The organism is Aestuariibaculum sp. YM273, from assembly GCF_030908365.1.
In the GTDB taxonomy this organism is placed as follows: domain Bacteria; phylum Bacteroidota; class Bacteroidia; order Flavobacteriales; family Flavobacteriaceae; genus Aestuariibaculum; species Aestuariibaculum marinum.
Map to the genome: position 1 here is coordinate 1182355 of NZ_CP133090.1, position 14285 is coordinate 1196639.

General features: G+C 33.9%; 14 protein-coding genes and 1 tRNA gene. 7 read left to right on the forward strand and 8 right to left on the reverse strand.

Features of this window, described 5'->3' with window-relative positions; genetic code table 11:
• Positions 1 to 4 precede the first annotated feature (4 nt).
• The 3 genes from bioB to RBH94_RS04965 all read left to right on the forward strand — a co-directional run bounded on the left by bioB (position 5) and on the right by RBH94_RS04965 (position 2610).
• Positions 5 to 1093: a biotin synthase BioB gene (gene bioB / locus RBH94_RS04955; RefSeq protein ID WP_307882636.1), complete on the forward strand. Its 1089-nt coding sequence runs from the start codon at positions 5 to 7 to the stop codon at positions 1091 to 1093.
• A gap of 97 nt (positions 1094 to 1190) precedes the next feature.
• Positions 1191 to 2051, forward strand: a complete 861-nt coding sequence (locus tag RBH94_RS04960; RefSeq protein WP_307882637.1) for a cupin-like domain-containing protein — start codon at positions 1191 to 1193, stop codon at positions 2049 to 2051.
• A 64-nt stretch (positions 2052 to 2115) separates the two neighbouring features.
• Entirely contained in the window at positions 2116 to 2610 is a 495-nt protein-coding gene (locus RBH94_RS04965; protein WP_307882638.1) for a DUF6646 family protein, read from the forward strand.
• A gap of 54 nt (positions 2611 to 2664) precedes the next feature.
• Here RBH94_RS04965 and RBH94_RS04970 read toward each other — a convergent pair whose 3' ends face one another.
• From RBH94_RS04970 to gdhA, 4 genes are all read right to left on the reverse strand, one after another.
• Positions 2665 to 3141 (reverse strand): regulatory protein RecX, encoded by a 477-nt coding sequence (locus RBH94_RS04970; RefSeq protein ID WP_307882639.1) that lies wholly within the window; start codon positions 3139 to 3141, stop codon positions 2665 to 2667.
• A 41-nt stretch (positions 3142 to 3182) separates the two neighbouring features.
• Positions 3183 to 3902, reverse strand: coding sequence for a DNA repair protein RecO (recO, locus tag RBH94_RS04975; protein ID WP_307882640.1), 720 nt, complete (start codon positions 3900 to 3902; stop codon positions 3183 to 3185).
• Complete coding sequence (locus tag RBH94_RS04980; RefSeq protein WP_307882641.1) at positions 3902 to 6262, reverse strand: ABC transporter substrate-binding protein; 2361 nt, start codon at positions 6260 to 6262, stop codon at positions 3902 to 3904. The genes recO and RBH94_RS04980 overlap by 1 nt, the downstream gene beginning before the upstream one ends.
• Before the next feature lie 124 nt (positions 6263 to 6386).
• Entirely contained in the window at positions 6387 to 7730 is a 1344-nt protein-coding gene (gene gdhA, locus RBH94_RS04985; protein ID WP_307882642.1) for an NADP-specific glutamate dehydrogenase, read from the reverse strand.
• A gap of 345 nt (positions 7731 to 8075) precedes the next feature.
• Here gdhA and RBH94_RS04990 point away from each other — a divergent pair, with 345 nt between their 5' ends.
• Positions 8076 to 8849, forward strand: coding sequence for a glutamate dehydrogenase (locus RBH94_RS04990; protein WP_307882643.1), 774 nt, complete (start codon positions 8076 to 8078; stop codon positions 8847 to 8849).
• Between the two features lie 87 nt (positions 8850 to 8936).
• Positions 8937 to 9659, forward strand: a complete 723-nt coding sequence (locus tag RBH94_RS04995) for a DUF3298 and DUF4163 domain-containing protein (RefSeq protein ID WP_307882644.1) — start codon at positions 8937 to 8939, stop codon at positions 9657 to 9659.
• On the opposite strand, the gene RBH94_RS05000 is transcribed toward RBH94_RS04995, so the two are convergent.
• Complete coding sequence (locus tag RBH94_RS05000) at positions 9636 to 10100, reverse strand: DinB family protein (protein WP_307882645.1); 465 nt, start codon at positions 10098 to 10100, stop codon at positions 9636 to 9638. The two genes, RBH94_RS04995 and RBH94_RS05000, sit on opposite strands and share 24 nt — an antisense overlap.
• A 78-nt stretch (positions 10101 to 10178) precedes the next feature.
• Between RBH94_RS05000 and RBH94_RS05005 the strand changes: the two genes are divergently transcribed.
• Positions 10179 to 10526, forward strand: coding sequence for an arsenate reductase family protein (locus RBH94_RS05005; protein WP_307882646.1), 348 nt, complete (start codon positions 10179 to 10181; stop codon positions 10524 to 10526).
• A gap of 52 nt (positions 10527 to 10578) precedes the next feature.
• Here RBH94_RS05005 and RBH94_RS05010 read toward each other — a convergent pair whose 3' ends face one another.
• The 3 genes from RBH94_RS05010 to rseP form a co-directional block, all read right to left on the reverse strand.
• Positions 10579 to 11745, reverse strand: coding sequence for a hypothetical protein (locus RBH94_RS05010; RefSeq protein WP_307882647.1), 1167 nt, complete (start codon positions 11743 to 11745; stop codon positions 10579 to 10581).
• A gap of 135 nt (positions 11746 to 11880) precedes the next feature.
• Positions 11881 to 11954: transfer RNA gene (locus RBH94_RS05015), tRNA-Asn, on the reverse strand.
• Between the two features lie 79 nt (positions 11955 to 12033).
• Positions 12034 to 13380 carry an RIP metalloprotease RseP gene (gene rseP, locus RBH94_RS05020; RefSeq protein ID WP_307882648.1) on the reverse strand — a complete coding sequence of 449 codons (1347 nt, stop codon included), beginning with the start codon at positions 13378 to 13380 and terminating at the stop codon, positions 12034 to 12036.
• Positions 13381 to 13541: 161 nt separating this feature from the next.
• On the opposite strand from rseP, the gene RBH94_RS05025 reads away from it, so the two are divergent.
• Complete coding sequence (locus RBH94_RS05025) at positions 13542 to 14216, forward strand: SCO family protein (protein ID WP_307882649.1); 675 nt, start codon at positions 13542 to 13544, stop codon at positions 14214 to 14216.
• Positions 14217 to 14285: the final 69 nt, after the last annotated feature.

Here is a 14285-nt window from a genome sequence, read left to right on the forward strand (position 1 = left end):
AGTTATGACAGTGACAAGGCACAACTGGACAAAGGAAGAAATTCAGAATATTTACAACAAACCTGTAATGGAGTTGCTTTACGAAGCAGCTACTGTACATCGTTTGCACCATAACCCTAATACCGTTCAGGTAAGCACCTTACTGTCTATTAAAACAGGTGGCTGTCCAGAAGATTGCGGGTATTGTCCCCAAGCCGCACGCTATCATACTAATATTGAAGGCAACGATTTAATGTCCGTTACGCAGGTAAAGGCTCAGACTTTACGTGCCAAAGCGTCTGGTAGCTCCCGTGTTTGTATGGGAGCCGCCTGGCGTAATGTTAAAGATGGTCCAGAATTTGATCAGGTTTTAGAAATGGTTCGCACTATTAATAAGCTTGGCATGGAAGTGTGCTGTACTTTAGGAATGCTTACCGAAAATCAGGCGAAGCGTTTAGCAGAAGCTGGTTTATATGCTTATAACCACAACTTAGATTCTTCTGAAGAATATTATAAAGAAGTAATTTCTACGCGAGGTTTTGAAGACCGCCTGAAAACCATCGATAATGTTAGAAAAACTAATGTTACAGTTTGCAGCGGTGGTATTATAGGTATGGGTGAAACTGAGGAAGACCGCGCAGGTATGTTAGTCGCTTTATCCACTTTAAATCCGCAACCAGAATCGGTACCTATTAATGCTTTAGTCGCTGTTGAAGGCACACCTTTAGAAAACCAAAAGCCTGTTTCTATATGGGATATGGTTCGCATGGTGGCCACAACGCGTATTGTTATGCCTGAAACACAAGTACGCTTGAGTGCTGGTCGAACACAAATGTCGCAAGAAGGACAAGCCTTGTGCTTCTTTGCCGGGGCGAATTCCATTTTCGCTGGCGATAAGCTTTTAACCACACCTAATCCGGATGTGAATGAAGATATGGAATTATTTAAACTTCTCGGATTAAATACCCAAAGGCCTTTTATAAAAAAGAGGCAACCACAAACTGTGGAAGCTAAAGATTCAAAATACGAAAGCTTGGGAGAAAAACCTAAATGGAGTCGACCTGAACATACCATTCAACGGAATGAATCAGCAAAAGAAAAAGCTAAATCTTAAAATAGTTAGCGAAATATGACTAAATAGGAAACGGCTCAATTTCTATTTTACAAGTGATAACCTTTTCTTAACTTTGCGACACTAAATTGTTATCAACTTGTCGCTAAACTTACAAGACATTCCTCGAGTAAAAACCATTACCAAAGAGGATTTTATAAAGAATTATTTTATACCGCAACAACCTGTGGTTATTGAGCGTTTTATAGAAGACTGGCCGGCTTACACAAAATGGAGTTTAGATTATATGAAGGAACTGGGAGGCAATATTACCATTCCATTGTATGATGACCGCCCTGTGGATTATAAAGATGGTTTTAATGAGCCGCATGCCAAAATGAAACTTGGCGATTATATTGATTTACTAAAACGGGAACCCACCAAATTCCGCATATTTTTATGGAATGCTATCAAGGAAATTCCGCAATTACAAGACGATTTCACCTTTCCCGATTTTGGCTTACGCCTAATGAAAGGTATCCCTATGTTGTTTTTTGGTGGGCGTGATTCGTACACGTTTATGCATTACGACATTGATTTGGCTAACATTTTTCATTTTCATTTTGAAGGAAAAAAACAGATTATCCTGTTCGACCAGAAACAAAATAAATATCTGTATAAAATTCCATATTCTTTAATTACTAGGGAAGATATCAATTTTAATAATCCGGATTTTAAAAAATGGCCTATGCTTAAAAAAGCAAAAGGCTTTCAAACAGAATTAAATCACGGCGAAGTCTTATATATGCCTGAGGGTTACTGGCATTATATGCGTTATGTAACACCAGGTTTTTCGATGAGCTTAAGAGCCATTGCCAGAAACCCTAAAAACTTCAGCAAAGCAGTTTCAAATCTTGTTTTCATGCGTAGTTTCGACAATGTTATGCGCCGTTTAGGTGGCCAGAAATGGATTGACTGGAAAAACACCCGTGCGATTGTTAAAACTCACAAAGCTTTGTAAATAAATACGGCGTTTTGTAAAAGTTATAATATATTTGTTTACCAAAAAATACTAAATTCAAATTATGAAAAAATTAATTTTATTAGCTGTTGCCGTTCTTAGCTTTTCGTTTGCAGATGCACAGGCTTACAACGGTGTAAACGATAATAAATTTCAAGTTGGTGTTAACCTACAAGATAACGCCACGAGTATCAACATTACTTACGATTATGGTCTTGGCGATAATATCTCTATTGGTTTTTCATCGGCTTATGCCTTAGGGATTAATGAAGATATCGATGCTAATTTTGGTGACCGTTTTGATATTAAAGGACGTTTTAATGCGAACTTAGGTAACGTAATTAATATTGATGAAAACTTCGATTTATATCCAGGTTTAAATCTAAGTCTTAAAAATTTTGGAGGTCATTTAGGCGCTCGTTATTTCTTTACTGACGGTTTTGGAGTTTACTCTGAATTAAATACCCCTTTAGCAAAGTATAAAACTGAAGATTTAACACCTGCTGAGGAAATTCACAATCAGTTTACAATAAGCTTTGGTATGTCTTTTAGCTTATAATTGAAATTCAATATAATTTTATAAAAAAGGGTTAAGTTGAAACTTAACCCTTTTTTATTTTATCAATTCGTTAGCTTTCTCATAAACCAGATAAGATTCCCAGCCCCGATATAAAAAGTAATCCGCGAACTTCTTTTTCTTTTTATAAATATTGCTTTCTTTAATACTTTGCACTCTTTTCTCTGCTATTGCATTAAATAACTCCAAATACTCTTCTTCTTCAATTTCATTTAACGCATCCTGAATATTTATTTTACTAATATCTTTTTTCTTGAGTTCGAATGAAATTCGATTCTTTCCCCAGTGCTTTATTTTAAATTTCCCACTGGCAAACTGTTTAGCAAAACGGGATTCATTAAGGAAATTATGCTGAAGCAAATGCACCACAATCAAATCAATCGCTTCAGGAATCATATGCATTTGAGTGAGTTTCTGAACGACTTCCTGATGACAACGTTCCTGATAAGCGCAATAATGTTCTAACTTTCGCTTTGCCTCCTCTACCGTGTATGTTTTTTTAGATTGCTGCATTTTGGCACTAAAATAGTAATTCTACCTTTAGTGAATTTTCGTTAACTAAAGACCTGATTTAATATTTCAAGAGACTTTGGTTTTCTAAAACTCTCTAAATGCAATTCGTAATACTGTAATAGCATATTTAAGAAGGACTGCCGGTGTTTTCCATTAATTTTTACAGATGACAAATCGTCGAACGACATCCCTAAAAGCTCTTTTAGCAACCTTAAACTTTCACCCGATACAGAATGCTTGCCATATTCTTTTAAATCGAACATTCCATCAACTAAATTGAAATACGGAAAATCGATACTAGATGTATCAGGGTAAAAACCGAGATATTTTGTTAGATTTAGCAGGAACAATAAATGAAAATTCGAAAAATCAGGTTGTTCATCTAACCATAATAAAGCAGCTTCCAAGTAACGATAAAGGGTTTCATTTTGTTCTTCCTCTCGTAATGACGAATACATTACTTCCGCCAAAAACATTACAATTGAACTCTTTAAAATATTAGTATGTAAACTAGAATAGACATTAATAGGTTTAGATTCTTTAACAAGTTGTAATGAGCGATTACTATTATAATTTATAATTAATTGTAATTGAGATAACAACTGAAAGTACGCTGCCTTATTACTCGATTTTTTACTTTTTAAAACCCCTTTCAGCAAAAAACCAACAACGCCTAATTCTTGAGTATAACAGGTAACGATGAGATCGTTATCCTTATATTTTAATTTAGAAAGAACAATAGCATTTGTGGTAACTAACATTATCGTACAACCATTATTTTAAGCACTTTCGTTTCATAAGAATCTAAATCAGATAGCATAACCAAATACACTCCCGAAGCGACAACATTATTAGCTAAGTTTTTACCATTCCAGTAAGCCGTACCTCCGTCGATTTCTAAATTATATCCACTATAACGCTGGTTCGTTCTTGATTGCCCTTCAGCTACTAAATTACCTTCTATATCGGTAATTTTAATATTAACATTTTCTGAAATGTCTTTTATCTTAATTTTCTTTTCTACAATATCAAAACCTGGCCTAACCGGATTAGGATACGCATAGGCATTCTCTAAAGTTTCAAGAGCACCTGAACTTCCCGATTGAAACGACACTAAGCCCCGGGTAGTAGCGATATATACAATCCCGTTAACATCGTCAATAGAAATATCCCGAATGCTGTTTGATGGTAAAGGGGAATTATCGGTTGTAAAATGATAAATGGTTTGCTGTCCATCTGATGATAAATAAAATAGTCCAGAATCACTAGTTCCAATCCATTTGTTATTAGATCCATCTACTTTAATATCTGTTATATATTGCTGATATAGTAATTCTTTAGCAACACCACCCTCTTCTATTATAATTTCATCTACTTCAATATTTCCATTATCAAAAACATTAGATGTGTTGTATAATACGCGTAAACCTCTATAAGTCCCTATCCATAATTGGTTACGCCTATCTAAAGCAATAGCAGAAGCAAATGTAATAGGCATATTTTGCTCTTCAGAATAAATCCCTTTAACCAATGGATTCCCTCCATTTTCATTAAAAGCTATTACACCAAATGAAAAACCTGCAGTCATCCATTTTGTCCCATTACTATCAACAATTATATCCTTAAATCCATTATTTTCCATGGCTCCTCCAATAATTTCATTAAGACTATAAGATGTCCATTTATTATTACTAGCATCAAAAGATTTTAGTTGCTTGTCTACTATACCTGAGGTTGTCCATAAAACTCCTTGATCATCAAAACTAATTGCTCCTACCCTAACATCAATATAATTTGGATTATTAGGTAACACTAATGACTCTAAACCACTGTTAGTTTCGTTATATAAAAAAGAGGGAATCTCATCGGTTATTTCTAACAACCCATTGAAAAAAGAACTAATAAATACCTGACTATCTTTAAAAGGATTAATAGCTATATAATTTAAAGATCTCGCTCCCAAAACTTCACTATAAGGTGTATTAATCCATGCTTCTCTATTTAAATGACTAATCCCTCTCCCATGTGGTCCTCCATTAGTATAAGGATTATAAAACAAATCATATTCTCCATAAACAACCCAAACCCCATTCGGTGTGGCCTGTAAGGAAAAAGGAGTATTTAATAAAGGTCCTTCTGGGTGTATTTCCTCAAAAGCTACCGGATTTAACAATTCAGTTTTTAGAACCCCAAAATTCTTAGTTCCCGAATAAATAAAATCAGAATCTATTGTTGCTGAAGTAAACTCTGTTGAAAAATTATTGGTATCTATAATCGCCTGTGATAAAAGACTAAAGACAGAGTCATAAACAAAAACATTATTCTTAGTTGTGACAATTAAATTATCATTTACTACTCTTAAATCTAATGGTTGATCTGCATAAAGAAACATTTCAGTTAAAACACTATTCTCAACTTTAAAAAGTCTTTTATCAGATCTTACGGCATATAAGTTATCTAACTGCGATTCTACTCCTGTAAAATTACCGGAAGTAATTGTTTGCCAATTACTAAAATCTATTAGATTCGTATTTGTATTTAATGCTCGTCTTAATCCATTTCCTCCAGAACAAGCTGCATAAATATAATCCTGATACACTGTCGTTTGGTTAACCTGAATCTGAGTTCCTCCATCTCCTATAAAATAGGTGTCTCCAAACTCTAAACGTGCTAAATCAAAAACCGAAATACCATAATTGGTGGATATATAAATTAAATTATCGTAACTATTAAAATGATTAATTCGCTTGCTTGTTGGTGGAATGGTTGGTTTATCAATAATATCAACTATCGTTAATACGTTATCATCATTATCAAAAACAATCTCCATTAAGCCATTTTCATATCCAACCACCAAAAGTTCATAGGTTTCACTATAGTAAATTGTAGAAATTGTTTCTCCAGACAAACCATTAATCGTCGTAATTTGATCTAACTGATTGGTATCTGGATCTAGACTAAAAATAGCATTTTCGGATGCGGCATAAACTTTGTTATTTCCTTGAGCAACTTCCTTGATATTATAATATGAAAAATGCCCTTGCCATGATGCTGAAAAATCCTGAGCATAAAAACAAAACGGAATGATAAAAGATATAAATACTATGAGCTTTTTAAACATACAAACCTTTTAATTGGTCAAATATATTTATTACTAACGAGTTTTAACTGAAAATCATATAAATTAAAACAAAAAAGCTTCCTGAAATTCAGGAAGCTTTTTATTTATTATTTAGGTCGTTAGATTAGACTATACCTTGTGCTAACATGGCATCAGCAACTTTAACGAACCCTGCGATATTTGCACCTTTAACATAATCGATATAACCATCTTCACCTTTTCCGTAAACAGTACAAGAATCGTGAATATTAGCCATAATCTCTTTAAGTTTCTTATCTACTTCCTCTCTCGTCCAGTTAAATCTTAAAGAGTTTTGAGTCATCTCTAACCCTGAAGTTGCAACTCCTCCTGCATTAGATGCTTTTCCAGGAGCAAATAAAATCTTTGCTTCATGGAATGCTACTATAGCTCCTTTAGTAGAAGGCATATTAGCACCTTCGCTAACACAAATACAACCGTTAGCTAATAATGCTCTAGCATCTTCTTCATGAAGTTCATTTTGTGTAGCACAAGGTAAAGCGATATCACATTTAACACCCCAAGGCGTTTTACCTTTTACGAACTCAGCATTTGGATACGCTTCAAGATACTCACTAATTCTTCCACGTTTTACATTTTTCAGTTCCATTACAAATGCTAATTTATCGGCATCAATACCATCAGCATCATAAATATAACCTGAAGAATCAGATAAAGTCAATACCTTACCTCCTAACTGTAAAACTTTTTCGGCCGAAAATTGAGCCACATTTCCAGAACCTGAAATCACAACTTGCTTCCCTTCAATCGTATCATTTTGGGTTTTCAGCATATTTTCTGCAAAATATACTGTACCATATCCTGTTGCTTCTGGTCTAATTAACGATCCTCCCCAAGATAATCCTTTACCAGTTAACACCCCGGTAAACTCATTTCTAAGTTTTTTATACATTCCGAAAAGAAATCCTATTTCACGCGCACCAACACCTATATCTCCAGCTGGAACATCGGTATTTGAGCCAATATGTCTAAACAACTCACTCATGAAAGCATGACAGAAACGCATAATTTCTCCATCACTTTTTCCTTTAGGATCGAAATCACTTCCTCCTTTTCCACCACCCATAGGTAGTGTAGTTAAACTATTTTTAAAGACCTGCTCGAAAGCTAAGAATTTTAAAATACTTAAGTTAACCGTTGGGTGAAAACGCAATCCTCCTTTGTAAGGACCTATTGCCGAATTCATTTGTACACGATACCCTCTGTTTACCTGAATTTCTCCATCATCATTAACCCAACATACTCTAAACATAATAACACGCTCTGGCTCAACCATCCTTAAAAGAATGTTTTTACCATAATAAATATCATGTTCTACAATGTAAGGAAGAACAGTTTCAGCTACTTCTTCTACGGCCTGTAAAAACTCTGGCTCATGACCATTACGCTCTTTAACTTGATCTAAAAAAGCTTCAATATTACTTTTCATCAATTACTTTAATGTTTTTTAGTTTAACAAAAAACTGTACAAAATTTCAAAATAGACTAATGACTAAATTTTAATTCCGCTTAATTAAGCCTCTAAAAACCGCATCAATTTATTGAATATACAATTTATTGATGCAAATATACATTATCTATAAAAAAAATGTTGTTTTTTTCTGAATTTCATAATTAATATTTTAATCATTATCTTGCACTAAGTTAGGTTATTTGTTTCTATGGGCAGTTTTTTTATATTTGTTTTAACAATGGCTCCATTAAACAAACCCCTATTATGCTTAACTATAAGTGTTTAGCGCTACTTTTTTTTATGTTTGTTACTTCGCAAACTATGTTCTGTCAACTGGGGTTTTCTCACGAAATTGGCGTTATTGCTGGTCCTGTTGAGTTTCGATCAGATTTTGGTAGCCGTAACGAAGAAGCCACTAACCTCGGTAACTCAGGAATTGGAATTGGGTTAATTCATTATATTAGTTTTGCATATACTGCAGATTGTAACTGTTACTCCACCGACACTTATTTTAATGATCATTTTAAGTTACGAAGTGAAATCTCATATAACTATACACGTCTAGATCATCATGGTTTTTGGGTCGCACCTGATAAAACGAGTGTTAATGCGGATAAATTAAGGGCTCATAGTGGTGCGGCGGAAAATTTTGATATTGGAATGCAATTAGAATACTTTCCGTTAAGTATTCGTTCGTTTCAGGCTTTCGCCTACAGAATTGCACCCTTTGTAAGCTTGGGAGTTCATTATACATCATATAATCCAAAAGCTAGCACAAGATACAACAACCCGAACCCTGATGCTTATGGAGACATCTACGACCAATCTAATTTATACTCACATTGGTTTTACGATTATAATGCTGGTGAAGCCCCTTATCCTATTAATATTGACGGAGGAAGTACATGGTCTGTAGTAAGCAGTATTGGCTTTCGTTATAAATTAGGTGTGCTTTCTGATTTAATGTTAGATTTAAGATGGCAATATTACTTTAGCGACTGGATTGACGGTTTTGACCACAACTGGAGAAACTATGACCGCAAAAATGACTGGTTGGTTTGGTTAAACTTTGGATATGTATATTACTTAGACTAGCCCTTTTTAAATTATTCTTAAGTTTATAAAGATTAATTGTTGAATTACTCTACAATAATTACCTTTATCAGACTTAAGCCTCTTAATATGTCTCTTAAAACCTTTTTTTCATCCGTCTTTTTAGTACTAGTATTATTTTCATGTGCTGAAGACCGAGAAACAAAATTTTCATCTACAAACGTTACAACGAGTAATAATAAATTAGTAGAAATTAATATCCCAAAAGCAATAGGCAACGATGAAATCGCAAAAAATATAAATACTGAAATAAACAAGGTGGTTTCAGCATCATTACACATTGGTGAAGGCACCCCTAATTCTGAAACTTCCATTGAAGAAAATATTGAAAACTTTAATTCAGAATACAATTCTTTTGCAACAGATTTCCCCGAAAGTACGTTCCCATGGGAAGCACAAATAGACGGGGAAGTCATGTTTCAATCCCCAGCAATTATAAGCATCTCTATTACCTCCTACCTAAATACAGGCGGCGCTCATGGCAATGTTCATATTTTATTTTTAAATTTTGATGCTGGCACTGGAAAACGACTAGAAAATGAAAGTCTGTTTATTGGTCAAAATGATTTTGAAACTGTAGCCAAAACTTATTTTGAAGAATCGATAGAAGATAAAAGCATCCTTTTTGACCCTGAAAACTTTCAGCTTGCTAAAAATATTGGTTTTAGTGAAGATGGACTAATCTTACTTTATAACACTTACGAAATTGCTCCTTATTCAGCAGGAATCATAGAATATACAATTCCTGCCGAAGAGCTTAATTCTTTATTAGCCATTAATAGCCCTTACTAAAGCCATCACGTAACCCAGGTGCATCCCCTCGTGGAACAAGATAAAATCGAAAGCATCTTCAATAGTATTTAAAGTATTTCCAGTAGTTGAAACTGTATAACTGTTAAAGGTTTTAAATACATCATTATCCAGATCTTCTTTGGTTTTTTCTAAAGTTGAAAACAATAAGGTTTTAATCTCATTTACCTCATCTTGAGACACATCGCTTTCAGGTTTTGTGCCTTTCATATACTTTGAAATCAGAACCTCATCAATCATCATCGGCAAGCCTGACAACTTATAGGCTAATAATTGCTGAGTCACAACAATATGACCGATATTCCAAATAATATTATTATTAAATCCTTCTGGGATTTTATTCAAATCTTCAAGGGAAGAATTTTCCAAATACTGATTAAAAAAATGTCTTGTTTTAGTTAAAACGTCTAGTGTAAAATGCATAGTTTATTTTTTTGATAAATATACTTTAAATGATAAAATTACTTTTATTTTGCTATAAATTTTTACGACAACAACATCATGAAAAAAGTCTATTACCTGAAAACTTGCAGTACCTGTGTTAGAATTCTAAAAGATTTAGACCTGCCATCCGACTTTATTTTACAGGATATAAAAACCGAAGAAATTACCGTTAAACAATTAGAAGAAATGCATGCCATTTCTGGGAGCTATGAATCGCTTTTCAGCAAACGATCGAAGCTTTACAAGGAAATGGGTTTAAAAAACCAAAACCTTACAGAGCGTGACTACAAAAACTACATTTTAGAACATTATACGTTTTTAAGTCGTCCAGTAATTATAATCGATGATGCTATTTTTATAGGTAACAGCAAAAAAACTATTGAAGCTGTTAAGACAGCTTTGTAAAAGCTCTTTACCCATTAGAAGGCCCTAAGACTTTAAGGGCTTTTTTAAGGGTTTAAAAGTAGTAGCCTATATTAACATTAAACCGCATTTCCCAATTTGCATTTGCAGTGCCTGAGGCTAAAGCACCTGTCCAAACCGGGCCTAACCATGGTTGGTTCTTACCTGCGGCAAAATCGACGTAAGTGTAAATATTTCCTGCAGTAATTAATGCGCCTGTGACATTCATTAAGGTGTTTTCAAAATCAGATTCATTTTTATTAATATAACCGAAATCATTATAAATTTGAATATTAGAAACAGGATGCCATTTTACAGGTATATTGTAGGCAGCTCCCAAGGTGTACGTACTTCCTTCCGATGCCACTAAGTATGGCGCCCCATAAGCCGTCATTGCAATAACATTATTAGCTTCTCCTAAAGGATTCTCAGGATTATATTTATACTTTGATAATTGCGCTTTAACATCAAAATGACCAACAAACAACTCGTAATGTATTGCTATCGCATAATGGCTCCCCATATTTTCTGTATCTAAGTTATATAATCCGCCATATTGAATTGATGCTCCCAATTTATGCATCGTGGTTTTTCCTGAAAAAAGATAATTAATCTTTGCGTTTACTTGATTAACTTCTTTATTTCGATAATCTAAATTACCATCTCCATCAAGATCTATTGAACCTACATCGTAAGAATATCTGCTATCTGACACATCAGAATTACTTCCAAAATTCAATTCTTCAGCATTCTTAAAAAATGCTAAAGCATACTCCCAATTAGACCCTTCGTGGCTAAATTTAATTCCCATATCATGATCATCTTCCATGCCCAAATAATAATTGATCCCAAAGAACCAATTATGAGAATTATATTGTGTAATACCAAATGGTACCTGAGTTAAACCCATTTGTAAATTATTCTGAGCATTAAAATCGTAACCGATCCAACCTTGCTTCAACATTCCTCCACCAAAACTATTAGAATAAAAACGGTATTCTGCATTTAGTTTAACACCTTTGTATTTAGCCTTTGTATTAATTCTAAAAAAATCATATCCGAAATCTCCGCCGCGCTTTTTTTGTCCGTCTTTCCATGAAGATAAATTGTAGTTAAACCTTAAAGCTCCTCCTAAATTGACTTCTGGCTTATCTTGAGAAAACACCACATAACTAATAATAGTAGCAATATAAAAACATAGTGTTTTAGAGGTAAAAATCATTTTATTCGTTTAAGCTATTACATAAATATAATGAAATTGATTAAAATGACTTTTAGGATATGTCTAATGAAAAGCAACCACCTGGAAGTTTACTCCACAAAAAAAGCCTCACATTTCTGTAAGGCTTAAATTTTGCTCCCCCTCTTGGGCTCGAACCAAGGACCCTTTGATTAACAGTCAAATGCTCTAACCAACTGAGCTAAGGAGGAGTGTTAATGCGTTGCTTTCGCTAAGCGGTTGCAAATATAAGACCCTTTTTAATATCTGCAAACATTTTTTGAAAAAATTTTAATTAAATATTGCTTTAAAGATATCATTACCGTTCGCAAATAACACTAACGCTATGAGAATGAAGAATCCAACCATTTGAGCGTATTCTAAAAATTTATCTCCAGGTTTTCTTCCAGAAACGATTTCATATAGTAAAAACATGACATGACCTCCATCTAAAGCTGGAATTGGTAATAAATTTAAAACACCAAGCATAATCGATAAGAATGCTGTTATTCCCCAAAATACTTGCCAACTCCAAAAGCTTGGAAATATATCATAAATCGCTTTAAATCCACCAACGCCTTTGTATGCACCTGTACTTGGTGTAAAAATTGCACTTAACTGATCCCAGTAGGATACAATACGTTGTTTAAACTTTGTTACCCCTACAGGAACCGATTCTAGTAACCCGTATTTTTTAGTCTCATAATTATAATATCCTAGAGCTTCTAATGTTTCAGGAGTCGATCTACCGGCATAAACAAGCCCTAACTTACCTTCCTCACTAATCTTTAAAGGCAAATCTATTTCAGATTGATCTCTCAATACTGTAGCAGTGACTTGCTGACCTTTAAATTGCTCTAAATACCCTTTTACCTGATCGGCATATCTTGTTTTATTACCATTCACTTTAACAATAATATCACCTTCTTTTATTCCGCTAGCCTTATTATGAGAGGTATCAGCAACCTGAACAATGACAAACGGTTCACGAAGACTTATAAAAGACTTTTCTTTAGAATCGATTAACTGGGCTAAAAAGTCCTCAGGTAAATGCACTACAGACTTCACACCATCACGCTCAATAGTAACATCTTTACCAAATAAAACTTTCTCAGAAATTTCAGAATAGGTTTCTATTGTTTCTCCGTCAACAGATAAAATTTTATCTCCAGTTAATAACCCAGCTTTATTTGCAACCGTACTTTCAATTAAAAGTCCGTCTTTAATGTTCGTATTCGGTAAAAACATATCTCCGTAGAAATAACTCATCCCTATGTAAATTAAAATAGCTAATAAGAAGTTCACGGTTACACCACCCAACATAATGATTAAACGTTGCCATGCCGGTTTAGAACGAAATTCCCAAGGTTGTGGATCTTGCGACATTTGTTCGGTATCCATACTTTCATCAATCATTCCGGAAATTTTTACGTATCCTCCAAGTGGCAGCCACCCTATTCCATATTCAGTCTCTCCAATCTTCTTTTTAAGCAATGAAAACTTCACATCGAAAAACAAATAGAACTTTTCTACTCTGGTTTTAAATGCTTTTGCTGGGATAAAATGCCCTAATTCGTGTAATATAATAAGTAACGAAAGGCTAAGTAAGAATTGAGATATTTTAATAACAAACTCCATATAACGTCATTCAATTTTTTTATGTCGCCCAAAAGTAAGCTTTTAAACCAACTTTAAAAAGACAATTGTTTAATCGCTTGGTTTTTAACAAGAAATTAAAAGATATTCGCCGAACATCTATAATTTTCAATGTATTTTTGCATGAATCAATTTATTTAAAAATGCTATCGTTTTTCAAAGGATACAAGACATTTGCTATTGTTTTTGCTATCATTTCCGTTATCATAATATCTCTTATTTATAACACATTGAATGTTTACCAGCCGCTACCTATTTACCAGCCGGCTATGGTTAGTACCGAATTAGTGGACACCACCATTCAATACCAAAAGAAATATCATAAAATCGCAGATTTCTCTTTAATCAATCAGAATGGGAAAACGATTACCCAAGATGATTACAAGGATAAAATTTATGTGGCCGATTTCTTTTTTACGACTTGTGGAACCATTTGTCCGATTATGACAAAAAATATGGTCGATATTCAAACGGCCATAATGAAATACAATGACGTCATGCTACTGTCACATACGGTAACGCCAGAAATCGACTCTATTGAGCAACTAAAACGCTACGCCGAAGCTAAAGGCGTTATAGACCGAAAATGGAACTTAGTTACTGGTGATAAAAAAGAAATTTATGCGCTTGCGCGGAAAAGTTACCTTGCTGTTAAAGACGATGGTGATGGCGGACCGTATGATATGATTCATACCGAAAACTTTATGTTAATCGATAAAAAACGTCAAATCCGTGGTTTTTATGACGGTACCAATCCGGAGGATATTGAGCGCCTAATTCAGGATATAGAAATCTTAAAACAAGAGTATGAGCAATAGTTTTTTAGCCTCAATTTTTTTAGCCTAAATTTTTACATTACTTTTGCCTCTTTAAATTCAATCTAAATA

Bases quoted from the DNA above. Each gene is read 5' to 3' on its own strand.
- bioB (WP_307882636.1), top strand. From the start codon at position 5: ATGACAGTGACAAGGCACAACTGGACAAAGGAAGAAATTCAGAATATT.
- RBH94_RS04965 (WP_307882638.1), top strand. From the start codon at position 2,116: ATGAAAAAATTAATTTTATTAGCTGTTGCCGTTCTTAGCTTTTCGTTT.
- RBH94_RS04970 (WP_307882639.1), bottom strand. From the start codon at position 3,141: ATGCAGCAATCTAAAAAAACATACACGGTAGAGGAGGCAAAGCGAAAG.
- recO (WP_307882640.1), bottom strand. From the start codon at position 3,902: ATGTTAGTTACCACAAATGCTATTGTTCTTTCTAAATTAAAATATAAG.
- RBH94_RS04980 (WP_307882641.1), bottom strand. From the start codon at position 6,262: ATGTTTAAAAAGCTCATAGTATTTATATCTTTTATCATTCCGTTTTGT.
- gdhA (WP_307882642.1), bottom strand. From the start codon at position 7,730: ATGAAAAGTAATATTGAAGCTTTTTTAGATCAAGTTAAAGAGCGTAAT.
- RBH94_RS04990 (WP_307882643.1), top strand. From the start codon at position 8,076: ATGTTCTGTCAACTGGGGTTTTCTCACGAAATTGGCGTTATTGCTGGT.
- RBH94_RS04995 (WP_307882644.1), top strand. From the start codon at position 8,937: ATGTCTCTTAAAACCTTTTTTTCATCCGTCTTTTTAGTACTAGTATTA.
- RBH94_RS05000 (WP_307882645.1), bottom strand. From the start codon at position 10,100: ATGCATTTTACACTAGACGTTTTAACTAAAACAAGACATTTTTTTAAT.
- RBH94_RS05005 (WP_307882646.1), top strand. From the start codon at position 10,179: ATGAAAAAAGTCTATTACCTGAAAACTTGCAGTACCTGTGTTAGAATT.
- RBH94_RS05010 (WP_307882647.1), bottom strand. From the start codon at position 11,745: ATGATTTTTACCTCTAAAACACTATGTTTTTATATTGCTACTATTATT.
- rseP (WP_307882648.1), bottom strand. From the start codon at position 13,380: ATGGAGTTTGTTATTAAAATATCTCAATTCTTACTTAGCCTTTCGTTA.
- RBH94_RS05025 (WP_307882649.1), top strand. From the start codon at position 13,542: ATGCTATCGTTTTTCAAAGGATACAAGACATTTGCTATTGTTTTTGCT.